A 20,876-nucleotide genomic window follows, 5' to 3' on the forward strand; every position below is an offset into this window, starting at 1 on the left:
AGCTCTGGGTCGGCGACATTAATCAACAATCCCCGCCGCACCGAGAACCGCACTATATTCCGACAACCCGCCTCGTACGTATGGCTCAAGCACTATGCTTCGCCACCTAATCGTACAAAGTCGAGCTGAGAGCCTGATTCATAATTATCCGATGAAATTTCATAGTCTTGCGATGCGACGCGCGAATAGCTGGATGGAAGCTATGAACAGCCACGCAGTTGCCGATGCGATGGTCTGTTCAAAGTCCTTGGCGAGCCGGCGGTTGCGGTTCAGCCAAGCCAGTGTTCGCTCGACGACCCAGCGGCGCGGAAGAACCACGAAGCCTTTTGCAACATCGGATCGCTTGACGATCTCGACAGTCCATTTGCCGATACGCCGGAGCGCTTCCCTGAGCTTGTCGCCAGCGTAGCCGCCATCGGCAAAGACATGGCGCAGCCATGGAAAGCGGTGGATGATTTCACGCAGGACCAGCGGCGCGCCGTCGCGGTCCTGAATGTCGGCGGTATGGATCACCGCATGAACCAAATGGCCCTCGGTGTCGGTGAGGATGTGGCGCTTGCGCCCCTTGATTTTCTTGCCCGCGTCAAAGCCGCGAGGGCCGCCACTTTCCGTTGTTTTCACGCTCTGACTATCGATCACGCCAGCACTGGGCCAAGCCTCGCGGCCCGTCGCTTCACGCGCCATCAACAGCAGGGTATGATTGAGCGAGAGCCACAGTTTGTTATCGCGCCACAGGTAAAACCAGCGCCGAACCGTCGAGACCGGCGGAAAGCAGGGCGGCAGCATTCGCCACGGCAGCCCCCCACGCAGCAGATACAGGATCGCCTCGACGATCCGTCGCAGCGGCCATTTGCGCGGACGGCCTACGTGGGAGGGTGGCGGCAAGAAAGGTTCGAGCACCGACCATTCGGCATCGGTCAAATCGCTTGGCAAAGTCAGTCCCGCGCGGGCATATTGCGCCCGAGTGGTATCGGTCCACATCGTTGATCTCCGGAAGTTTGTTGCAAAACCCCTGAATCAACGACTGCGGCAAGCGTCAAGCTAACCCGCTGATACCACTCAACTTATTTTCGGATCGGGCTCTGAAATAACCGTCCGTGGCAAAATACATAATTTGTCGCATGTGGCATTGGGGCCATATTGGGTCCTGAATCGCCCAGCCTGCATGCACTACAAGCACTGTCGGAACGGCGGATTGCACGACAAGCGCTAAGCTGCACAGCTCGAATCCGATCGAGCAGCTCAACAGTGAAATCAAGGGCAGGACCGAGGTCGTTGGCATCTTCCCGAACCAAGCTGCCATCACCCGCCTCGTCGGCGCTATCCTCATGGAGCAGAGTGATGAATGGACAGTCCAGCGTGCCCGTTACATGACGCTTGAAACCATGGCGTCGCTCAGCGAAAATCCCATCGTCATACTATCGGCTGTGCCCGGCACATGATCGGCTCAGACTGAAGCAGAAATAAGCGGGGATAGGCCCACGCTACACCAGCCTGTGGGACACGACCCAGGGCCGCTCCCATATCATATGTCATTATTGTCTTACTATTTTGTGTCAAAGGCAGGCCGCAGGAGTTGGATGAGCCACGCGCGAGGCAGAGCCGGCCAGTTCAATTGATACGCGAGCCACAGAATCTTTTTTCTCGCGGGATCAGATAAAGAAAAGAATGTTCCGCCTGGTTCAACGCGAAGAGGCATTCGTTTTTTAATCAGAGGCGTGAGAACTCCTCTCCGTCTTACTGGCAAATCAGGGGTGATTGTGCGATCTGATCCCAAACGAGGAGACATGTGTGAGCAAGCGTAAAGCCCAGCCTGTGGTCGCGACAGGTGTGGCAGGACTTGATGAAATCCTGCGCGGCGGACTGCCCGCATCCAACCTCTATATGCTTCAGGGCGCGCCGGGCGCTGGCAAGACGACAGCCGCTCTGCAATTCCTGCGCGCGGGCGTAGAGGCCGGGGAAAGATGCATTTATGTAAGCCTTTCCCAGACTGCGGCTGAGCTGAAATCCATCGCCCAGTCCTATGGCTGGTCGCTAGACGGCATTCGGATAGAGGAATTGTCGGCATCTGACGCCGTCAATGGCGCCGCCGATCAGACCATCTTCCAGACCGCTGAACTTCGGCTCGACGAAACGCGCCAGGCGATCGAGCTGGCGATCGAGGAGCATAAGCCACACCGCCTCGTCTATGATTCGCTGCTGGAGATACGGCTCATCACGGGCGATACACCGCGGTTCCGCCGCGAGCTGCTCGGCTTCAAGGCGTTTCTCGCGCAGCGCAAGGTCGTCGCGCTGCTGTTGGATACCCAGACCAATGAGGCGGCGCCCAACGGAGAAGAGGTCGAAGGCATTGCCCATGGCGTCATCCGTTTCGACAAATCGCTGCAGGATTATGGCTCCGTGCGGCGGCGGATTGAGGTCAGCAAGATGCGCGGCGTGCCGATTGCCGACGGTTATCACGACATGGCGATCCGTGAAGGCGAAGGCGTTGTCGTTTTCCCCCGAATCATTCCCGGCGAAGCCGTCGATACCCGCAAGCCGCAGCTGATCAAATCGGGCGTCGATGCGCTCGATGACATGTTTGGCGGCGGCCAGGAATCGGGCACCACCACTCTGGTCATCGGCCAGTCCGGGACCGGCAAATCGACCATGGCCTCGCTCTATGCAACCGCAGCGCTCAAACGGGGCGAAGCGGTCGCGCTATTCCTGTTCGAGGAACGCCTGGAGACCTTCTTCCGGCGATCGGAAGGCCTCGGCATGGATTTGCGGCAGTTTCATGAAGACGGTCAGCTGATCATCCGGGATTTCAATCCCAACGAGATATCGCCCGGCGAATTTGCTCAGATCGCACAATCGATCGTCAAGGATTTCAAGACCCGCGTCGTGGTGATCGACAGTTTCACAGGCTACCTCAACTCGTTGCCGCACCGCGAGAAGGCGGTGCGCGATATTCAGTCTCTCCTCAAATATCTGGCGCGTTCGGGCGTTTTGACCATGCTCATCGTCGCCCAGCACGGCTTGCTTGGCCAGAATGTCGGCATCGATGTCGATGTCAGCTTCCTCGGCGACACGGTACTTCTGCTGCGGATCATGGAGGATGATGGTCGTCTGCGACGCAACATCACCGTCGTCAAGAAACGCCATGGCCCCCATGACCTGAATGTTCATGAGCTGTTGATCGAAAGCGACGGCGTCAGGGTCGTCCCGTTCAATCCGCTGCCAACGCCATGAGTAGCAGCGATCTGGCCGAGCCGGGTGCGCTGGACCAGGTCCTTATTCTTGCGCCTTATCGACGGGACGCGGCCTATCTGGGTCAGTTGCTTGCCGAATATGACATGGGCGTCGCGACATGCATCTCGGCGGACGAACTGACGGCGTATCTAGCGGCTGGACCGGGCGTGTTCGTGACGACTCATGAAGCATTGACCCCGACCCTCATCGATATCGTCGCCAGGCATCTGAACGCCCAGCCGCCATGGTCCGACATGCCGATCGTGGTCCTGCTTGACCGCGCGTCGCCGAACAGTCGAATCCGTGGCCAGCTGGCGGCGGCATGGCCACGGTCGCGCCAGCTTTTCTATCAGCGTCCGCTCACTCAAGTCGAACTGGTCAGCGGCATCCAGTCGGCGCTGCTGGCGCGAATGCGTCAGAGGGAAGTGCGCGATCATATCGAGCGCGAGATCGAACTTCGGCGGGAGTTGAACCACAGGGTCAAGAATATCCTCGCCAGCGTGTTTTCCATCTTCGAGATGACGCGCCGCGGCGCGACGAGTGTGGACGGGCTTGCGGATGATTTCGGCGCGCGCCTGACCGCACTGTCCAACGTGCATTCCGCCGTATTCGAGGCAAAGGGAGAAGCGATCTCGATCGCCGAGATCGCACAGCTCACGTTCGATCCCTATCGGCAGATGGGGATCAGCCGGATCGACGCCTCCGGCCCGTCAGTCATGCTAACGCGCGAGGCGGGTACGACGCTCGCGCTTTGCTTGCATGAACTTACGACCAACGCGATCAAATATGGTGCGTTGTCCGTGCCGAACGGCCAGGTTGCGTTCCATTGGGACATACTGCCGGACCTGGGTCCTGACTTGTCTGTCTTGTGGCAGGAAACGGGTGGACCGCCTGTAGTCGCGCCGTCGCGCTCCGGCTATGGGACGCGCTATTTACGTGCGGCTCTCGGTGGCCTGTTCGGTGTCAAGCCCGACATCATGTTCGCGACCGATGGCCTTCGATGCGAGATTAAGGGACCATTGGCGCGCGTCGCCTGCAACCCGGAGGCACCGGACAGCGTTTCGGGCTTATGACATCAGACACCATCGGCGTTCGCAAGCCACTGCGGATCTATTGCATCGAAGATAATCCCCTGATCGTGTTTCATATCGAACATCTGATTGAGGATGCAGGCCATGTTCTGGCGGGTTTTGCCGACAGCTTCTCCCAACTGAAGGCTGACCCTGCCGCGACGCACATAGATGGCGCGCTTGTGGATATCGATCTGGCTGATGGACGCACCGGTCCCGATGCGGCTGCATGGTTGAAAGAGCGGGGAATCCCGTCGATCTTCGTGACAGGCCAGCAGGACGTCGCAAATCTATATGCCGACCGGGTTATCGCGGTGATCATCAAACCCATCGTCGCTGAGGATTTCGCGGGCAAAATCCAGCGTCTGGAGAGGCGGATTTAATCCACATCCACGGGTAGAGAACGACACTTAGGAGACATTCGTTACCGAATTTTTCGCTCCTGATTCCGGTCAGTCTTCTTCTTCACTTTGCTACCGGTTAGAGGTGCAGTTTGGCGACATTCTTCACGGCGTCGGTCATGGCCTGCTGGGCTTGTGCATGGAGACGGGGTACTGTCCAGAATAGCGGAACGGCCACTATGTTCCGGCGCCAATTCTACCAAAAGATCTGCGTCGATATGCGATTGCGCCAAAGCCTTCGATTGAAGCCCCCAGGCAAGACCAGCGCAAGCGAAATCGAGAAATCTGGTCGCATTCCAGCATGTAGACTGCGGATGGAATTTGCCACGCCTGTTAAACTGGCAGAGGATTGATGGTTCAACTCTGCCGCAGGGCAGCGACGGATATACGATTGCCAAATTCGCGGTAATTCTGCGTGAAGCCGCAGGATCGAGCATTGGCGCTCAAACCGGCACAGGCTTGGCTGGCTGCTCATCAAGGTAAGGACGGCGCAGTAACAGAAGGGTTAATCAATATGGACCGCAAGCTTGGGACGGACGCCTACCCCCTCATGAACGACGAAGCGACCGGCATGGCCGCGCTGGCTATGAGACGATAGAAATTGATAGGCACAGGCGGCCACAGGCATCATATTCCGGAGTTATCGGTGAACCGAATGTTCCTGCAACTGTGGCGCAAGGTGTCACCCTACTGGAACGCCTGCAACTGGTCGAGGGGTGACTGACAGCTATCGCTCTCTCCTTGGGCCAGAGCGCGACACCGGAACGGCAACTATTCGCAGCTACCCGCCGGTAAGCCGACCGACTGAAACGGCCAGTCCCTGCCATCACTGGTCCCCCTCAATCCATCCCGCTATCGACTCCCACACATCCCCAGCCGGACCGGACCCGGCCCCACGCCCGGCCCTCCGGACCCGCTGCCCAACAGCAGGAGCCAGAGAATGTCCCTCCCAAAGGGCCTGTACAAGATCGCGTTCACCTCCAGCTACGGCGTCGACTTCGGCGCCTTGGCCCTGCAGGAAGGTGGCAAGCTGCGCGGCGGCGACAGCGGCAACGCATACGTGGGCAAGTACGAGGAGGACGGCGACTTGCTGACCATGCAGGTCAGCGTGACGCAGCATCGGCGGGTGCCCGGTGCTGTTATGAACGTGCTGGGATTTAACAACATCGTCGTGGAGATCGGCGGCCGGACCGACGACGCCACACTGCGGCTGCGCGGCACGTCTAAGCAGGTACCGGGCGTACGGTTTGACGCGCGGCTGACGCATATCGCGGACTGACCGTCATAACTGCCCGCCCATACATGCCGGCGACCGTCGCGTCAGGCGGGTGTGCGCGGCACACTCTGAAAAGGGCGCTGCCCACCGCTGAAAATCATGTGTCGATGCCAGAAAAGGGCAACCTGTTGGTCGCGCACGCAAATCTGACGCCGCGCTACCATTACGGCTATGGTCTGGTGGAACGCTTCGTCGCTTACCTCAGCCAACTCTGGAAGAGCTATGGGGCCAGCCCCCAACTGCTGAAGAATTTGGTTTTCCAGGGTCATCGGCATGCACAATGCTGCGACCGCACAAATGGTTCAACACGGATGCTTCGTTAGCCCTGCTTTCTGCGACGGGCCGAGCAAAGGAATAAAGTGGCGGTATTCAGTGTAGGGTCGCCCCGGCTGGCACGTCGTCCTCGTCGTCGAGAAACGTCGCCATCCCCTCGGTGACCACCGCCCGTGCAAACGCTTCGAAGGCAGCGGTATCACTGTTGAACATCTGGTCCCACACGATGGACGTACCAGTCGTTGATAACCTCCAAGTCCCATAGACGCTCGCTCTCCAAGCGAAATATGTGGACACGAACGGTTATGCCGTCGCGGCTTACGGTGCGCGAGAGCGGGGATTCGAATATTTCGGGATCAGACTATGGCATGCGGTTCTCGTGGTTGCATAGACCCTAGCTGTATGTTGGCGCACGACGAGGTGAAAGACCAAAGTGCCGACATGACGCCATCGACGAACGGTCGTCGCTGGCCGAGCTTAAGCGGGCGAACTTACAAACCTCGAGAGGGGCACCGAAGGTTTAATTCGGTGCCCAGATCCTGTCAGTTGCCATTTACAATCTTCGCCCGCTCTGCCGGGGTCAGCGCGTCAGCGTTAACGTCGGCGTCGTCGATGGCTTCTTCCTTGGCGTCGCCTGCCTCTCGGGTCGCGTCAGCGTTGGCTTGCATCATGTCCTCGGCCGTGCCGCTCATGTTATCCGCCATGGCGTCCATTTTGTCGGCCTTGTTCTCGGCTGCCTCCTGCACCTGCTCGCCAAGCTTGTCGTCACCCTTGCCGCCGCAGGCGGCCAGCGCCAGGCTCAGGCCGATAGCCGCTGCTATAGTGGATGTGCGCTTCATTCCGTCTCTCCCTTTGGTAAGCGAGCATAACGATTAAAGGCAGACTTGGCTCCCAAGGCCCGGTGCCCGGGCTAACACGCAAGGTCGACTGCTGCCGCCTGCCATCGCTCTGCCATACCGGTGCCACGGCTGGACATCCCAACAGTGGCAGAAAAAACCGAGCTTTTGCGCGGGTTGCAGAGCGTCTGTCTGCTATAGCTGCCATATCTGGGGGCTTCGACCCTCTCCATAAATAGGGTGGTGTCTATAGGGCCACGTTACTTTCCCTCTATATCTCTCCCGCAATATTAAAGAGATAAGCTATGGCAGCTGTGGCAGACCGGAAATTAGCGAGCTGTTAGAGTGGTTTAGTCTGCCACCCCTTCGACGCCTACTGTGCCACATGGGTGGCAGACGGCGCGGAGGCTATGGCAGACGGATGGCCAACGGGCGGGAATGAAAGGTCATTGCTGTCCGCGATAGGGCTCGCAAGATACCCATCGACAATTGCCGGAACAACCCCTGCAGCCGCGCGTCCCCTAGCCATGCCCAATCCAACCACAATCGACATTTCCCATAGCCTTGACCGCGAGGAGGTCCGCCGCCGCATGGCCAGGGGCGTTGGCAAGCTGGCGTCCCACATCCCCGGCGGCGCTGCCACCGTGACACACTCCTGGCCTAGCGCCGACCGTCTGGCGTTGACCGTGGCGACTATGGGGGTGGAAGTGCCGTGCACTGTAGACGCTGAGGAAAATATGCTGCGGGTTACGCTGGAACTGCCCGGCATGCTCGCGCTGATGGCGGGTCCGATCTCAGCCATCGTTCGAAAGCAGGGCGAGCGGCTGGTGCTGGACGATAACTCTGCAGAAAAGGAATGATCGCGCCGGACTGTCCATTCACGATCAAGGAATTTCAGCTTTACGTCATGCTCGTCTGTGCCGAACGTATAGCAGCGCTGCCACAATAGCCGCCGAGCCTATGCCAACCGCTGCCCCTAGTGCGGTGACCCTTCCAGCCGCCTGGGGCGCGTCCTGCTCGTTGTCGGTGCCTCGAGCCAACGGATCGGCTTGTGCGCTATGTGCGTGCGGCGCGGGATGCGCGGGATAGGGCGGTGTGCTGCCGGGCGGCACGGCTGGCTTGTGGGTCATTGCTTTGCTCTCCAATAGAGTGGGCTAAACGACGCTACTGTCCGAACAGTTTCCCAGAATCTGGACTGGCCCAAGTTAAACGCCAGGTACCGTCTTTTGCGTGTTCCTTATTTGTTCTATAACCGCCACGTCGAGTCGCGGAGGAGAACGTCATGACGCGGATGTTAAATCATTCTATAGCTACGGGGCTGGCTTGCTACGCCAGCTTGGTTACGACTGCCAGAATCTGGCCAAGGTAATCGTCCCGGACTGTGCAAAGGCGCGGCAGAATGTTCTTCGGGACGCCACCCGCGCCATATACGACGCGGTGTACCCGGGGCAGGAGTGGGCACCGGTAGGCTTCGAGGAAGCTGAGCGGTGCGAGACGGTCCATTACCGTAACGCTCTGGCGGCGGCACGCCAAGCCAGCATGTTGCTTTCCGACACCGGCGACGGTCGGCTGATGTAACGGCCGGTGAGCCAGAATAGAGAGGGCCCGCGCCGGGCGACGCAAATTCTTGAGGCTGCCGCCTGGCACTACGCTGTGCGCGTGGTGTGCAGCCGATGTCCGCACAGCGCGGCGTTCAATCCGCATGGGCTGTGGTGGCTTTTCCACCGCAAGGGCTGGGACGATCATTTGGAGGCTGCCCGTCAGCGATTTTGGTGCCGAGAATGTGCGCGGCAGATTGGCACGCGCGTGCGACCGGCACGGCTAGAGTTGGTTCGAGAGCAGGCCAACGACGTGCGGCTCAGGATGCCGGACGAGCGCGAGTGGAAGCGGGCACTGAGCCGTTTTAGGGCGTAGTTATGGCCGATCTCGGAATGGCGGCTTTCGGAGCCCGAACATGGATACCTGCCGTTTGGCTACTGCGTTATTCAAATCTACGCCAAGGATCATGAAAAGTCGAATTCACACCTCGGATGGTGTCAACTCTGACCACGGCTGAAGATTGAGCTACGCTTGCTTGGCCTTTCACGCTATCACTTGGCAAGTTTTCCGGTAAATGGGGGTGGTTATGAAATATCACTGTGCAGCAATAACGCTAATTTGTGCATTTTTCTCGGTACCGGCGCGAGCCGACGTCGCCATTAGTGCCTTCTCCAAGGATTTGTTCACAGGCTGTGTGCAGGGGCGGGATATCGGTTCACTGACGAAGTCTAGCAATCCAATTTTGCTACTCGGAAGTGTGGTTTACACGGGGAAAGTCCTAAACGATGATGGAACGATCGGCTCTGGTTTAGTCAGAGTCCCGCTGCCGCTTCCTCTAATCACTTCAGACGCAGGAAGTCCCGACATATCGACATGTGAGCACAACTTCCAAACATCGGCAGACGGGAGTATCTCGTTCCTCGGCTTTTCTCTCAATGCTGCGAAATCGGACATCTACAAAGTTTCAGTGAAGCTTGTGACCCGTCAGAGATTGGCTCCTATTGCTCAAAGTGGAGCGAATGTGCAGCCGTGGTTCGCAGACCTTTACCAGAACCAGTTCAAGCAGATATTGCAGTCTGCGGACGCCGCAGTGACCGACTTCTTCCTGTTTGACAACATCTCGATCTACCTGTTGCAGGTTGAACGATATAAGAAGGCTAATGGAGGTCTCGCCGGCGCCTTCGGCGCTGTCGTGGGCGGGGGCAGTTATTCACGTGACGAATCGTTCAAAGGCACAAAGCTGATTGTCACAGGCGACCCAGTTCCCCTCACACGCACGATGTTTAAGGCGAACGCACCACTTGCAGGTACGCAATTACCTATATCCGGGCCGAATGTGATGAATTTGACCGCAGGTGAGGCTTTTACAGTTAGTAAGAGACTTACCGAGAGCAGCGCGAACTAAGCAGCGGTCGTCGTTTGTCGGAAGACGGTCGAACGTCTCGATCAGGTCGGCACTCGCTTTCGGCACATGAAGTAGCAACGACTGCTATTTCGGGTCCGTTGCCTGAATCTGCCAATACCGCAGTGAGCCAAACTTGTTTAGGTTAAAATGCTGGGAGTCCCCCGCACTTCAAATTCTGCTGGAACCCGTCGTTCGCCATCAGCCTTGCGCGAACGACGGGTAAGTCCCAAGGGCGGTCGGTGGCATGAACCACGGCCACCGGGAATGTCCGGTTCCAAGCAAATGAAAATTCGATCCAATGGCGTGTAGTGGCGCACACCGGACAAGTGCGGCTTCCCAGCAGAAGTCTCGTGCGTGAAGCTCTATAGCTGACGATGTTTCGCCCTAAATGGATCGTGTTCGCTGGTAGATGGTTAACCCTCCGTGCCAACGATGATGAGACAAAGCACCGCCGGTAATTTAGCCTTGAGGGCGCGGATGAGATATCACGATGGTTATGCCACGTATTCCAAACGACGAGACGAACTCCGCCGCCGCAGGCGCTGCCACCGAGGAAGGCCGGAGGCCGACGCTGGTGGCAGCGCCTGCGGCGGTATCGCCCGAGCTGTCCGACCGCCCGCAGCGGCGGAACTTCGGCGCCAAATACAAGCTGCAAATCCTCGACGAGATTGATCGTGCCGCTGGCACACCAGGGGCGATCGGCACCATCTTGCGGCGTGAAGGAATCTATTCCTCCTCGATCACTGAGTGGCGGCGGCTGCGCGCTGCCGGGGCGTATGAAGGTCTGAGCCCCGTGAAGCGCGGTCCAAAGCCGATGGCATCCAATCCGCTGTCGGCAGAACATGCCCAACTGAAACGAGATCACAAACGCCTTCAGCAACGGCTCGAGCGTGCCGAAGCTGTGATCGAAATTCAAAAAAAAGTCGCGCTTTTGATAGGCTTCCCGATCGAGGACGACGAGAAGCCGTGATGGATGCGCTGGCCACACTAGGTAGCAGCTCGGGCATTATCGCGGCGGCTTGTGACGGACTGGGAGTGTCGCGTGCGACCTTTCATCGTCATCAGGTCGCCGCGACTCGACCTCCCGCTGCTCGCCACCTGCGGCCAGCGCCGGCGCGTAAGATCCTCGGACCCAAGCGTGAGCACATCATCGATCTGCTGCGAGAGCCGCACTTTGCCGACCTTGCACCTGCCGAGATCTACGCCACGCTGCTCGACCAGGGCATCTATCACTGTTCGATCCGCACAATGTACCGGATCCTCCACGAGCATCAGGAAGTGCGGGAACGCCGTCAGCAGCTTCGCCACCCTGTTTATCAGAAACCCGAACTGCTTGCCCAAGGCCCTAATCAGGTCTGGTCATGGGACATCACCAAGCTCATGGGGCCAAGCAAATGGACCTACTTCTACCTATATGTAATCATTGATATATTCAGCCGCCGCGTAGTTGGATGGCATGTCGCCGACACCGAAAGCGCCGCTCTGTTCAAGCCACTGTTCGAAGACAGCGTCGCCAAGCATGGGATCTCCCCAGGCCAACTCACCCTACACGCCGACCGTGGTCCATCGATGAAGGCCAAGGTCACCGCGCTGATGCTAGCCGATCTGGGTGTCACCAAATCGCACAGTCGGCCATACACCTCAAACGACAACCCCTTCTCGGAGAGCCACTTCAAGACATTGAAATATCAGCCGCAGTTCCCCAAACGCTTCGGCTGTGCCCAGGACGCAAAGACGTTCTGCCGCCATTTCTTCGACTGGTACAACCAAGACCATCATCATCTCGGTATCGGCCTTATGACGCCCGATCAGGTCCATTACGGCCAAGCAGATGAAGTCTACGCCGCCCGTCAGGCGATCCTCGACAAAGCCTTCCGCGCAAACCCGGAGCGCTTCGTCAATCAAGCACCACGACCGCCACAGAAACCAACAGCGGTCTGGATCAATCCACCAGCCAACGGGCGAAATACGCTAGCTTAATCTCACGACCCGGCTGTCTCACAATCATTGACACGTTCCGTAATGCATTTCCCCCAAGGAGGAAACATCATGACCACAGATAGTACGATCTCAACGTTGAACGGGCTGATCAAGACCACCCTCGATAGCATGAAGGGTTATCAGGACGCTGCGAAGGATGCTGAAAGCACGCAATTCGCGACGATGTTCGCAGATTTCGCACGAGACCGTAGCGCAGCAGCGACCGATCTTCAGGCCGAAGTTCGCCGTCTTGGTAGAAATCCCGAGGACGACAGCAGCTTCCTCGCAGCGGCTCACCGGACCTTCATGGACCTGAAGCAGGCGTTCACTGGCAAGGACGACAAAGCAATTATTCAGGAAGTGGAGCGTGGTGAAGATCACATCAAGGCCAAGTTTGAAGGCGCGCTGCGCGACACGGACTTGGATCCGTCGTCGCGGGCTGTCGTAGAAAGGGCGTTCGTATCGGTCAAAGAGGGTCACGATAAAATGAGCGCGCTAAAGCACAGCATGGCATAATTGGTTGAGGCCGCCCCTTTGCGGGCGGCCTTATTCGTATGGACGACGGCTAACCGACAGCTCCTCCGTCATTTACGGTGCCTTCGAAATAGCGATGGGCGTCCGCTTTCGGGAAATGAAATCCGGCATCTAACAGCAAACAGTGGCACAAAGCGGCTTTATGGAACGTCCGCCCCTTTTTCGCGTCATAGCGGCATGACCAATGATCCGCACGACCTACAGCGCTTCCTCGACGCCCAACACCCCGCTTACGCCACCGCCCTTGCCGAGTTGCACCGGGGCAGGAAGACCACGCACTGGATGTGGTTCGTCTTCCCGCAGCTTATGGGTCTGGGCCGCAGCCCGACCGCCCAGCACTACGCCGTCGCGTCGCTGGACCAGGCCCGCGCCTACTTGGAACACGCGACGCTGGGCCAGCGCCTGCGGGAATGCGTGCGGGCGCTGCAGGACCTGCCGCATGGCAACAGCGCTGCGGGCCTGCTCGGCGATGTGGACGCCATGAAGCTGCGGTCGTCCCTAACCCTGTTCGAGGCGGCGGGAGGCGGCGGCCTATTCAGCGCCGCGCTGGAGCGTTGGTTCAGTGGCGTGCGCGACGACGCCACGCTGGCGCTGTTGGCGCGGCGCGGCTAATTGCGCCAAACCATCGGCGTCATTGGAGTCGGTCTTGTTCAGCGTCTCGTCCAATATTTTCTGCGCGTGGCGCGCTTCGATGAAGATCGCCGGTACTCCCTCGTCCGATAGAGCATGGTAGAACCATGTCGAAAGCGGGCCACTAGGCGAGGCTTCAGTGCGTAATTGCTGAACCAGACAAGCGGCACGACTGATTGGCAGCTTGGCCCAGTCGACCAATCCGACCCCGGGTTCGTGCCGGCAAGACAGCAGAGGAACTGCGTAAGCGGTAGCAGGATGGCGTGGCGGAGGGTAACAGTTTTAAGGAGCTGGGCCACGCCGAGGTGGATTGGTTGAGCCGGTTGCAGAGCCGTAGCCCGGCGTTGTCCGCTATCAAATGGATATGGCCTGTGAGCAGGAAACCATTTCAGGGAACGGACGTTTGCGGGCGTAACAAATATTGTGAGGTGTTATGCATCTACAGGCTACCCCTGCTGGTGATCTCGGGCATCTGCATGCTCGAAAGAAACACTGCCTTCCTAATGGTGCACTGGCGGGCACCTTATTTTTGGAGGCAAACAACACCATTATAAAAGAAGGCGCCGCACTCGATTATATTCACGTGATGCATATGGGCTGGGCATGTCGCTACAACATAATGAAAGATGGCAAGCGCCAGATCAGCGCGTTCCTCTTGCCGGGCGACGTGTGCGAGAGCACCCCGATGTATGGTACGCTGATCGACTATAGCGTCTGTACGTTAACCCCGTCGCTCGTGAAGCCCATATCGATTGAAAAACCAGTAGGGTTTGGGCAGCCTTTTGATCAATTGCAGTCCATTTTGTCGGGGTCGCTTTTAGAGCAGAGATTGCTCCGAGCCTGGCTTGCCAATCTCAGTCGGCGGAGCGCCTATAATCGCGTCGCATGGCTCATCTGCGAATTGCATGAACGGTTGAGCATCGTAGGATTAGCTGATGAGACCGGTTTCGATTGCCCCCTGACCCAAGAGGTAATCGCCGACGCCGTGGGCCTTACGTCGGTGCACGTAAACCGCGTGATGAAGCAGTTTAGGGACGAAAATCTGTTTTCGTTTCGCTCGGGCCGTGTGGCATTTGCTGGTGTTCAGAAGGTTAGGAAGTTGTGCGGGTTCGATCCGGCCTATCTCCACTTGGACTTGGCACAACACATTAAAACAACATCTACAAGCCGCGTCCAATTGAGCGATTGTCCATAACGCAATCGCAACGCCGTCCTTAGCATTTGCCGCATGCCCGCGGTCCGGACAAAAGGAGCGTGCCTTTCAGGCATCCTCTCCTAAAACTTATCGGGCTGATCTGCGGATCGGCCCTTTTTTTTCCGCAGCGTTCCGCCAGGGAAGCCGTGCTACTGTCGCGCCTAAAAGTATATTCCGGAGCTGAGCCGCTGGTAAGAACGAAAGCGCGAGGCTTCAGGGTTGGATGGAGTCGCCGGGTAGCGGCGTCTCGCTATCATTGACAGGCGTGGTTCAGAATTCCAAGCCCTGCACCTCCTTGGGCGGCGACCGCCCACTTAGCGCAAAAGCTTGCTCATATCGATCGTCTTCAGGCCCCAGGCTGCCAGCTGTTTACCATTGACGCATCTGGCAATGATGGTTGGGTAATCTGCCGACATGGCTTCCTTGGTCGCCAGGGCCGCAGGTTCCTGGGAATTACAGATTGAAGCAGATGCGAAGGTTGTTGGCGGCGTGTCGATGCGCTGACATCGCGACATATCGTCACTGCATCCAAAGATCACGAGAAAGAGGGTGAGCGCGCCATCCATAGAGCAAAGACGCTCTGAATCCCATGCGGTTCCTTTGAGAAGAGCAGGTTAGTAAGAAACATGCCGATCTGGCAGTGCGCGACCAGGCACTTGCCAGAGAAGACAAAAGGCCATTGGTGCACAAAGACTTGGCGGCTGGGAGCATTCTACTCGATCTCAACACGCAGGTTCTTGCGCACGAGCATAGCCTGTGCAACCTAGCCGCCCTTGGTGCCTCTATGCGACGCCCGCTCGATCTCCCATGATGCTCACCACGGCGCGTCGAGCTGCTCCTCGGGATACCTCGGCGACGAAGGCGCAAAGCCGCACGCTTTTGATCCCGTGCACGGACATGGGCAACGTCAGGCTCATGTCTGCGGCGTTTCAACCGTCTGGCATTGGCAGCGGCCGTTGCGTGGATTGGGGCCAGTCCCTTGTCACCAATCCCGCTCGCACGTTCAAAGATCTGCATCGCCAATCGTGTGTTGCGGGTAGTTGTCCGGGTGGTGGGTTCAGCGGGAACCGAGCAGGGCAAAACCCTGCGCGACGCCACACAGGCGATATACGACACGCTCTAATCCGCACGGCCTATGTGGCGCTTCCATCGCAAGGGATGGGCCGACCATCGGGGCCAAGCCCGGCAGCGGTGCTACGGTCGGCTGCACCGTAGCGCAAATGACGAGATTCTGAAGCCGTGGTTGGCGGCGTCACCCATGGTTGCAGGGAACGGACGCAGTTACCGCGCATTTCCTTCCTTCTGGAGGGCGGCATGAATTACAATGAACGGATGACCTTATTTGCGCGTATCGGCTTTGCGGCGCGCGGCCTGGTATATGTACTGATTGGCTGGTTCGCGCTGGACGTTGCGGTCAACGGCGGCCAACCCACGGACAATCAGGGTGCATTGGGAGCATTAGCCAACGCCCCGCTTGGAAATATTTTACTCGGGATTTGCGCGCTGGGGTTCGCTGGCTATGCCGTTTGGCGATTGACCGAGGCGATAACCGACCCCGAGAACCGCAGCCGCGATCATAAGGGCAAGTTCGAACGCGTGGGATATGCCTTAAGCGGGCTCACCCACCTCGTGCTGGCTGTTGCGGCGGCACGGCTCGCGCTCAAACAGTCGTCCGCGCAGGAAGGCAGCCCGGGCGATCAGAGCGCGCAAAGCTGGTCGGCCTGGTTGCTGGAACAGCCAGGCGGCACGTTCCTCCTTGTCTTTGTTGGGATGCTACTTTTTGTCGTTGCCGCCGCGCAAGCGCTGAAGGCGTACAAGGCGCGATTCGACGAGCTAGACGGGGATGTTCCCGCGCCCGACTATGTGCGCTGGATCGGACGCTTCGGATATGCCGCCCGCGCCTTGATATTCGCCCTGATCAGCTGGTTCGTGATTTCGGCCGCGCTCAATCACGATGCGAACCGTGCGGGTGGTCTGGGAGAGGCGCTAAAGCAATTGCGGGCGCAGGATTATGGCGCTATTCTTTTAGGGTTAGTTGCCTTTGGCTTGGCCCTCTTCGGTCTGTTCAGCCTGATCGAGGCCAAGTATCGCCGAATTAAGGTCACGAAGCCAAATTTTTCCAAGTAGCGCCGCGGGTGCAGTGCATTTTCCTATCGATGCGACGGACGGAGAGCGGCCCGGATATCTTGCCCAAGGATTGTACGATGAATGACATTTGGTCGAGCGGTTGGAGCGCACCGGCTGTGCCTATCGAGCGGATTGTCCTTCAATTTGGCAAAGGCAAGAAGAAGAAAGCGCTTCGAAACTTCTCTGCAGGCACGCGGGTCGGCGATAGCCTTTTTCTTGGCGCAGATGAACATGCCGATATTGATCGCTTGGGCCGATCGGCCACAGGCGATTGGAGCGAGCACGCGCAGTTCAATCTGGGCGATTTACTGCCGTTAGCCGATCCGGGCCAAGAAGTAGATTTAGAGGGTTTAAGCGCGGACGATGGGTGGCTGTGGGTTCTGGGCAGCCATGCGCGCGCCCGCCCAAAGGTGGAAAAAGCCAACGACGAGCGGATCGATTTGCGGCTGCTTGCCGACTTGAAGGATACGCGCGCGCGCTGCCTTCTTGGGCGCATTCCGCTTGTCGAGCATTTAGGGACCCATCATCCCGTTCGTATCGATGGGCACAGGCGAGCGGGCGTTCTTCCCCAGGACAGCGACGGCAACGCCCTGGCCGCTGCACTTGCCCGGGACCCGCTGATCGCACCATTTACAAAAATTCCCGCAAAGGAGGGCGGGGTCGATATCGAAGGCATCGCGGTGGTTGGTACACGTGTTGCTCTAGGCATGCGTGGGCCAATCATAGGGGGGCATGGCGTCATCCTAGAGTTGGAAGTCGGCGTTTCCGGTCAGGGTGTACTGGGGCTTGAAGGCGATCCTGTCCGCAGGCTCGTCGCGTTAGAGGGCTTGGGCGTGCGGGATCTTAAGCGTCTGGGCGATGACCTACTAATCCTGGCAGGACCAACGACCGGGCTCAGCGGTCCCTGCGCTATCTATCGCTGGCCAGGATGGGTGAACGACCCGCCCCATGATCCATCCAAGGTGCACCTTCATCGCCCGGAGCGCCTTCTGGAACTCCCGTTCGGTCGCGGGTCGGATCATCCTGAGGGGCTGGCTCTGTGGAAGCTGGAGGACGGCGCAATGGGTCTCATGGTCATTTACGATAGTCCATCTCCGCAGCGCGTCGATTTCGATGCAAGGTCCATTACCGCTGACGTCTTTCGGTTGCCCTGAGGGGAATATTACACTTTTTTTCAGGTTGTGGAGAAGCAAGGCGGGTGCAGTCTCGACGGATAATGTTGGACGGGTATTTCCCCAGCAGGTACGCACGCGGCATGAGCGAGTTGCATGATCTTCGAAGCGAAAGTCTTGGCTCCGTCCTGAGAACCGCGCTGGACGCTGTCGTAGTGATGCGAACCGATGGCACGATAGCTGGATGGAACGACGTAGCGGAGAGAACCTTTGGCTGGTCATTCCGCGATGCCAGCGGCAGACGGATGAGCGACCTGATCATTCCCGAGCGGTTTCGGGCTGACCATGAAAAAGGTCTGGCGCATTTTCTCGCAACAGGAGAAGGGCCGGTCCTGAACCAGCATATCGAAATTCACGCCTTGCATCGCGATGGCCGCGAACTGCCCGTGGAGCTGTCGATCACACAGACGAGCCAGTTCGGCGAACCCGTTTTCCTCGGGTTTCTGCGCGACATTAGCGAGCGACATGAGGCGGCTCTACGACAGGATCTGATGATCGGGGAGCTTAATCATCGCGTTAAAAATTTGTTGGGCGTCGTGGCAGGGATCGCGCACATGACTGCAAAATCCAGTGCTTCCCTCGCCGACTTTGAGCCTGCCTTTTCCGGACGACTGATGGCGCTGGGGAAGGCGCATGAAATTCTGACAGCAGCGACCTGGGAGCGCGCATCGCTGCAGACACTGGTCGACGATTTGCTGGGCACGATGGCAACTGCCGACCCTCCTCGCGCGACAGCGAATGGTCCAAACATCCTGCTGGAGCCCAAGCATGTGCTCAGTGTCAGTATGATCTTGCATGAGCTCATGACCAACGCCCTGAAATACGGCGCCCTGTCTGTCCCGAACGGCCATATTTCCTTAAGCTGGGCAGTAGACCACAAGGGGTTATCGATCGAGTGGTTGGAAACGGGACTGGTGTTGTTGGAGCAGCTGCAACGAAAGGGCTTTGGCACAAAGATGATAGAGCGAACCGTAGCGCACGAACTTAAAGGTACATCAGAAACGCATTGGCGTCCCGACGGGCTGACCTTTAGGTTTTCGTTCACGCCGACGACGGGTGGGTAACGATGGATCAATTAGAAACTGCTGCCAGGTATGATTTCGCAAGCGGCCACAATCCGCCATCCATTGGCAACGCGTGTGACGCCCGTCGAATGCTTGGCGTACCGCTCGATGCGCATCTCCTTGTGATTGAGGATGATGCGATGATCGCGTGGATGGTTGAGAGTTTGCTTGAGGATTTAGGCTTTAGTTCAATTAGTCTCGCCGCCAGCGGTGAGGACGCCGTTGCCGCTGCGTTGGTCCGTGCGCCGGGCCTGATTATATCCGACATTCACCTTGGGTCTGGCATGGATGGCGTGACCGCCGCCGCAACCATCGTGTCTGCTTGTTCGGCTCCGGTGATTTTCATCACTGGCTACAGCATTGCGCAGGCTCGGCCGCGCGTGGAGGCGGCCGTTCAAGGTGCGTCCTTGTTGCGCAAGCCGATCCAGTCCGCCGAACTGGAAACCGCTATCGTTCACGCGTTCTCCGCACGCGGAGCGCACTGATCTGAAAGTTTACGTCTTGGCAATCTGGCGGGGCTGACGAGGCCATCCTGATCATTCGCCTGGCGTTCGGAACCCTTCTTCGCGCCATCCGCTGTGCGTATGTTCAACATATGGATGGAGCTGGATCATGTCTAAACCGGAAGACCTCAAAGACCTGTACATCGACGAGCTCAAGGACTTGTGGTCTGCAAATGACCAGATGCTGCGCGTGCTGAAAAAGATCAGCAAGCAGGCATCAGACGAAAAGCTGCAGCAGATGCTCACGAAATCGCAGGAAGGCATCGCCAGCCATACGGATATCGTTAAGCAGCTGATCGCCAACGCAGGCGAGAAAGTATCGAAGGAGCATTGCAAAGGCATGGAGGGCCTGGTGGCGGAAGCGACCAAGCATGTCCTGGAAGAAACACCAGATAAGGGTCCAGCACTCGATGCTGTGATCATCACCCAATATCAACGGATGACGCACTATGGCATCGCGGGCTTTGGGACCGCTGCCTCTTTCGCAGGCACGCTCGGGCTAAAAGACGATCAGAAACAGCTGAAAGCGGCGACCAAGGAAATATACGGCGGGGACGAATATATGACACGGCTTGCCGAAACGACTGTCAACATCGGCGCCAAGGAAGAATAATATATACCTCCCCCGACGCTGTCGTCGGGGGAGGTATTTGGGAGGGCAGCTACACTGCGTTGGCCAGCCTAGATAGCCGCCGCTTTAGCGCGCGACGAGGAATGACCACCATTGCGATACAAAATGTCGCGGGCACGCTCGCCTGCCGAGCCTTGCCCGGTGACAGTGACGAGTACGCCACCGCTCTTCATCTGATCGCCGTAATATGCGGCATCTTCTTCGCTCACCCCGTGCTTCAGCAGCACCTCGTTGAACGTGCCGACGACGGCACCGGCAACTGCACCGATGGCGAGTGCCTCCGGGACGGCTGAGGCCGCGATAGCACCAAGCGCCGCCAATGGCCCAACTCCTGGGATTGCCAGGGCGAGCACACCTAAGCCTGCACCAAGAGCCCCGCCGCCCAAGATACCGCGAAGAACGTTGGTATGTTCTTCGTCGGTAATTTCGCCATCGACATCGCGGGTCGTCAACGTGCCCCGCTTTTGAGCAATGACCGAAAGCGCGCTGTCGCTTACGCCTGCGTTCCGCAATTCCGAAACGGCTCGCTCAGCTTCTTCCTGCGTGTCGAAAACTGCTGACACCACGGTCGCGTCGTAGGTACCAGATGTAGACGATGGAGATCCTCCGATTGCGGCATTGACGCCATCACTTCCCCCCGAAATGGCATTGGCCGCCCGATCCAGCGGGCCGCGATTGGGATCGTCATGGCCGTGCAGGGCGTTTGCGGCTCGGTCAAGCGGACCACGGTTAGGATCATCGCGGCCGTCCAGTGCATTTGCAGCCCGGTCCAGGGGGCCACGGTTGGGATCGTCATGGCCAATGCCGCTGCGATTATTGTCGCTCATCTTTTCTCTCTCCATCAGACTTTAGCTTCGACTGCACGGAACGCTAAAATTCGTCGCAACCCGCGTAGTGCTGTGCAAACACCCAAGCACAGCGTTTGGTTCACGCGCGTAAATTGGGTGAATCATGAATCTTTGCACTTCTTCGCTTTATGGCCTGTCAAGCGCGGCCGCGCAGGACTGCA

General features: G+C 58.2%; 21 protein-coding genes and 3 pseudogenes. 19 read left to right on the top strand and 5 right to left on the bottom strand.

All coding sequences use genetic code 11. The features are described from left to right. Positions 1-159 precede the first annotated feature (159 nt). On the bottom strand, positions 160-981 hold the full coding sequence (locus tag KRZ98_RS12735; RefSeq protein ID WP_217673893.1) for an IS5 family transposase: 822 nt from the start codon (positions 979-981) through the stop codon (positions 160-162). Between the two features lie 230 nt (positions 982-1,211). On the opposite strand from KRZ98_RS12735, the pseudogene KRZ98_RS12740 reads away from it, so the two are divergent. The 7 genes and pseudogenes from KRZ98_RS12740 to KRZ98_RS12770 all read left to right on the top strand — a co-directional run. Beyond that, positions 1,212-1,442: pseudogene (locus tag KRZ98_RS12740) on the top strand (transposase); the annotation flags it as partial. A gap of 349 nt (positions 1,443-1,791) precedes the next feature. After that, complete coding sequence (locus tag KRZ98_RS12745) at positions 1,792-3,231, top strand: ATPase domain-containing protein (protein ID WP_217673894.1); 1,440 nt, start codon at positions 1,792-1,794, stop codon at positions 3,229-3,231. Beyond that, positions 3,228-4,304, top strand: a complete 1,077-nt coding sequence (locus KRZ98_RS12750; protein ID WP_217673895.1) for a sensor histidine kinase — start codon at positions 3,228-3,230, stop codon at positions 4,302-4,304. Before KRZ98_RS12745 ends, KRZ98_RS12750 begins: the two co-directional genes overlap by 4 nt. Beyond that, a complete protein-coding gene (locus tag KRZ98_RS12755; protein WP_217673896.1) occupies positions 4,301-4,684 on the top strand; it encodes a response regulator in 384 nt (127 codons plus the stop codon). The genes KRZ98_RS12750 and KRZ98_RS12755 overlap by 4 nt, the downstream gene beginning before the upstream one ends. 433 nt (positions 4,685-5,117) lie before the next feature. Beyond that, positions 5,118-5,300, top strand: a complete 183-nt coding sequence (locus KRZ98_RS12760; protein ID WP_368389824.1) for a squalene--hopene cyclase — start codon at positions 5,118-5,120, stop codon at positions 5,298-5,300. A gap of 342 nt (positions 5,301-5,642) precedes the next feature. After that, positions 5,643-5,981, top strand: coding sequence for a hypothetical protein (locus KRZ98_RS12765; RefSeq protein ID WP_217673897.1), 339 nt, complete (start codon positions 5,643-5,645; stop codon positions 5,979-5,981). Positions 5,982-6,004: 23 nt separating this feature from the next. Beyond that, positions 6,005-6,301 carry a hypothetical protein gene (locus KRZ98_RS12770; protein ID WP_217673898.1) on the top strand — a complete coding sequence of 99 codons (297 nt, stop codon included), beginning with the start codon at positions 6,005-6,007 and terminating at the stop codon, positions 6,299-6,301. Positions 6,302-6,793: 492 nt separating this feature from the next. Here the strand turns inward: KRZ98_RS12770 and KRZ98_RS12775 are convergent, their stop codons facing one another. Beyond that, positions 6,794-7,090 (bottom strand): hypothetical protein, encoded by a 297-nt coding sequence (locus KRZ98_RS12775; protein WP_188063192.1) that lies wholly within the window; start codon positions 7,088-7,090, stop codon positions 6,794-6,796. 524 nt (positions 7,091-7,614) lie between these two features. Between KRZ98_RS12775 and KRZ98_RS12780 the strand changes: the two genes are divergently transcribed. The 6 genes and pseudogenes from KRZ98_RS12780 to KRZ98_RS12810 all read left to right on the top strand — a co-directional run bounded on the left by KRZ98_RS12780 (position 7,615) and on the right by KRZ98_RS12810 (position 13,157). Then, positions 7,615-7,947: a polyhydroxyalkanoic acid system family protein gene (locus KRZ98_RS12780; protein ID WP_217673899.1), complete on the top strand. Its 333-nt coding sequence runs from the start codon at positions 7,615-7,617 to the stop codon at positions 7,945-7,947. Positions 7,948-8,455: 508 nt separating this feature from the next. Next, positions 8,456-8,665: a hypothetical protein gene (locus tag KRZ98_RS12785; RefSeq protein WP_217673921.1), complete on the top strand. Its 210-nt coding sequence runs from the start codon at positions 8,456-8,458 to the stop codon at positions 8,663-8,665. 547 nt (positions 8,666-9,212) lie between these two features. Further along, positions 9,213-10,031, top strand: a complete 819-nt coding sequence (locus KRZ98_RS12790) for a hypothetical protein (protein WP_217673900.1) — start codon at positions 9,213-9,215, stop codon at positions 10,029-10,031. 490 nt (positions 10,032-10,521) lie between these two features. After that, a pseudogene (locus KRZ98_RS12800) lies at positions 10,522-12,011 on the top strand (IS3 family transposase). 69 nt (positions 12,012-12,080) lie between these two features. After that, positions 12,081-12,527, top strand: coding sequence for a PA2169 family four-helix-bundle protein (locus KRZ98_RS12805; protein WP_217673902.1), 447 nt, complete (start codon positions 12,081-12,083; stop codon positions 12,525-12,527). 195 nt (positions 12,528-12,722) lie between these two features. Next, the gene (locus KRZ98_RS12810) at positions 12,723-13,157 is read left to right on the top strand and encodes a DUF1810 domain-containing protein (protein ID WP_217673903.1); all 435 of its coding nucleotides are present in this window, start codon (positions 12,723-12,725) and stop codon (positions 13,155-13,157) included. On the opposite strand, the pseudogene KRZ98_RS12815 reads toward KRZ98_RS12810, so the two are convergent. Further along, positions 13,152-13,301, bottom strand: a pseudogene (locus KRZ98_RS12815) (IS110 family transposase); the annotation flags it as partial. The gene KRZ98_RS12810 and the pseudogene KRZ98_RS12815 overlap by 6 nt on opposite strands. Before the next feature lie 307 nt (positions 13,302-13,608). On the opposite strand from KRZ98_RS12815, the gene KRZ98_RS12820 reads away from it, so the two are divergent. Next, positions 13,609-14,370 (top strand): Crp/Fnr family transcriptional regulator, encoded by a 762-nt coding sequence (locus KRZ98_RS12820; RefSeq protein WP_217673904.1) that lies wholly within the window; start codon positions 13,609-13,611, stop codon positions 14,368-14,370. 314 nt (positions 14,371-14,684) lie between these two features. On the opposite strand, the gene KRZ98_RS12825 is transcribed toward KRZ98_RS12820, so the two are convergent. Further along, positions 14,685-14,936: a hypothetical protein gene (locus KRZ98_RS12825; protein ID WP_217673905.1), complete on the bottom strand. Its 252-nt coding sequence runs from the start codon at positions 14,934-14,936 to the stop codon at positions 14,685-14,687. Between the two features lie 748 nt (positions 14,937-15,684). Here KRZ98_RS12825 and KRZ98_RS12830 point away from each other — a divergent pair. The 5 genes from KRZ98_RS12830 (at position 15,685) to KRZ98_RS12850 (ending at position 19,849) form a co-directional block, all read left to right on the top strand. Then, positions 15,685-16,497: a DUF1206 domain-containing protein gene (locus KRZ98_RS12830; protein WP_217673906.1), complete on the top strand. Its 813-nt coding sequence runs from the start codon at positions 15,685-15,687 to the stop codon at positions 16,495-16,497. 77 nt (positions 16,498-16,574) lie between these two features. Next, positions 16,575-17,651 (top strand): DUF3616 domain-containing protein, encoded by a 1,077-nt coding sequence (locus tag KRZ98_RS12835; protein WP_217673907.1) that lies wholly within the window; start codon positions 16,575-16,577, stop codon positions 17,649-17,651. A 101-nt stretch (positions 17,652-17,752) separates the two neighbouring features. Then, the gene (locus KRZ98_RS12840) at positions 17,753-18,733 is read left to right on the top strand and encodes a sensor histidine kinase (RefSeq protein ID WP_217673908.1); all 981 of its coding nucleotides are present in this window, start codon (positions 17,753-17,755) and stop codon (positions 18,731-18,733) included. Between the two features lie 2 nt (positions 18,734-18,735). After that, positions 18,736-19,218, top strand: a complete 483-nt coding sequence (locus KRZ98_RS12845; protein WP_217673909.1) for a response regulator — start codon at positions 18,736-18,738, stop codon at positions 19,216-19,218. Between the two features lie 127 nt (positions 19,219-19,345). Further along, the gene (locus KRZ98_RS12850; protein WP_217673910.1) at positions 19,346-19,849 is read left to right on the top strand and encodes a ferritin-like domain-containing protein; all 504 of its coding nucleotides are present in this window, start codon (positions 19,346-19,348) and stop codon (positions 19,847-19,849) included. Positions 19,850-19,917: 68 nt separating this feature from the next. On the opposite strand, the gene KRZ98_RS12855 is transcribed toward KRZ98_RS12850, so the two are convergent. Beyond that, a complete protein-coding gene (locus KRZ98_RS12855; RefSeq protein WP_217673911.1) occupies positions 19,918-20,694 on the bottom strand; it encodes a general stress protein in 777 nt (258 codons plus the stop codon). Between the last annotated feature and the right edge of the window lie 182 nt (positions 20,695-20,876).

The organism is Sphingobium sp. AS12 (assembly GCF_019097845.1).
Taxonomy (GTDB): Bacteria; Pseudomonadota; Alphaproteobacteria; order Sphingomonadales; family Sphingomonadaceae; genus Sphingobium.

Coding starts and splice junctions, on each gene's coding strand:
- KRZ98_RS12750 (WP_217673895.1), top strand. CDS start 3,228: ATGAGTAGCAGCGATCTGGCCGAGCCGGGTGCGCTGGACCAGGTCCTT.
- KRZ98_RS12820 (WP_217673904.1), top strand. CDS start 13,609: ATGCATCTACAGGCTACCCCTGCTGGTGATCTCGGGCATCTGCATGCT.
- KRZ98_RS12770 (WP_217673898.1), top strand. CDS start 6,005: ATGCCGGCGACCGTCGCGTCAGGCGGGTGTGCGCGGCACACTCTGAAA.
- KRZ98_RS12775 (WP_188063192.1), bottom strand. CDS start 7,090: ATGAAGCGCACATCCACTATAGCAGCGGCTATCGGCCTGAGCCTGGCG.
- KRZ98_RS12840 (WP_217673908.1), top strand. CDS start 17,753: ATGAGCGAGTTGCATGATCTTCGAAGCGAAAGTCTTGGCTCCGTCCTG.
- KRZ98_RS12830 (WP_217673906.1), top strand. CDS start 15,685: ATGAATTACAATGAACGGATGACCTTATTTGCGCGTATCGGCTTTGCG.
- KRZ98_RS12765 (WP_217673897.1), top strand. CDS start 5,643: ATGTCCCTCCCAAAGGGCCTGTACAAGATCGCGTTCACCTCCAGCTAC.
- KRZ98_RS12780 (WP_217673899.1), top strand. CDS start 7,615: ATGCCCAATCCAACCACAATCGACATTTCCCATAGCCTTGACCGCGAG.
- KRZ98_RS12845 (WP_217673909.1), top strand. CDS start 18,736: ATGGATCAATTAGAAACTGCTGCCAGGTATGATTTCGCAAGCGGCCAC.
- KRZ98_RS12810 (WP_217673903.1), top strand. CDS start 12,723: ATGACCAATGATCCGCACGACCTACAGCGCTTCCTCGACGCCCAACAC.
- KRZ98_RS12850 (WP_217673910.1), top strand. CDS start 19,346: ATGTCTAAACCGGAAGACCTCAAAGACCTGTACATCGACGAGCTCAAG.
- KRZ98_RS12855 (WP_217673911.1), bottom strand. CDS start 20,694: ATGAGCGACAATAATCGCAGCGGCATTGGCCATGACGATCCCAACCGT.
- KRZ98_RS12805 (WP_217673902.1), top strand. CDS start 12,081: ATGACCACAGATAGTACGATCTCAACGTTGAACGGGCTGATCAAGACC.
- KRZ98_RS12735 (WP_217673893.1), bottom strand. CDS start 981: ATGTGGACCGATACCACTCGGGCGCAATATGCCCGCGCGGGACTGACT.
- KRZ98_RS12755 (WP_217673896.1), top strand. CDS start 4,301: ATGACATCAGACACCATCGGCGTTCGCAAGCCACTGCGGATCTATTGC.
- KRZ98_RS12790 (WP_217673900.1), top strand. CDS start 9,213: ATGAAATATCACTGTGCAGCAATAACGCTAATTTGTGCATTTTTCTCG.
- KRZ98_RS12835 (WP_217673907.1), top strand. CDS start 16,575: ATGAATGACATTTGGTCGAGCGGTTGGAGCGCACCGGCTGTGCCTATC.
- KRZ98_RS12825 (WP_217673905.1), bottom strand. CDS start 14,936: ATGGATGGCGCGCTCACCCTCTTTCTCGTGATCTTTGGATGCAGTGAC.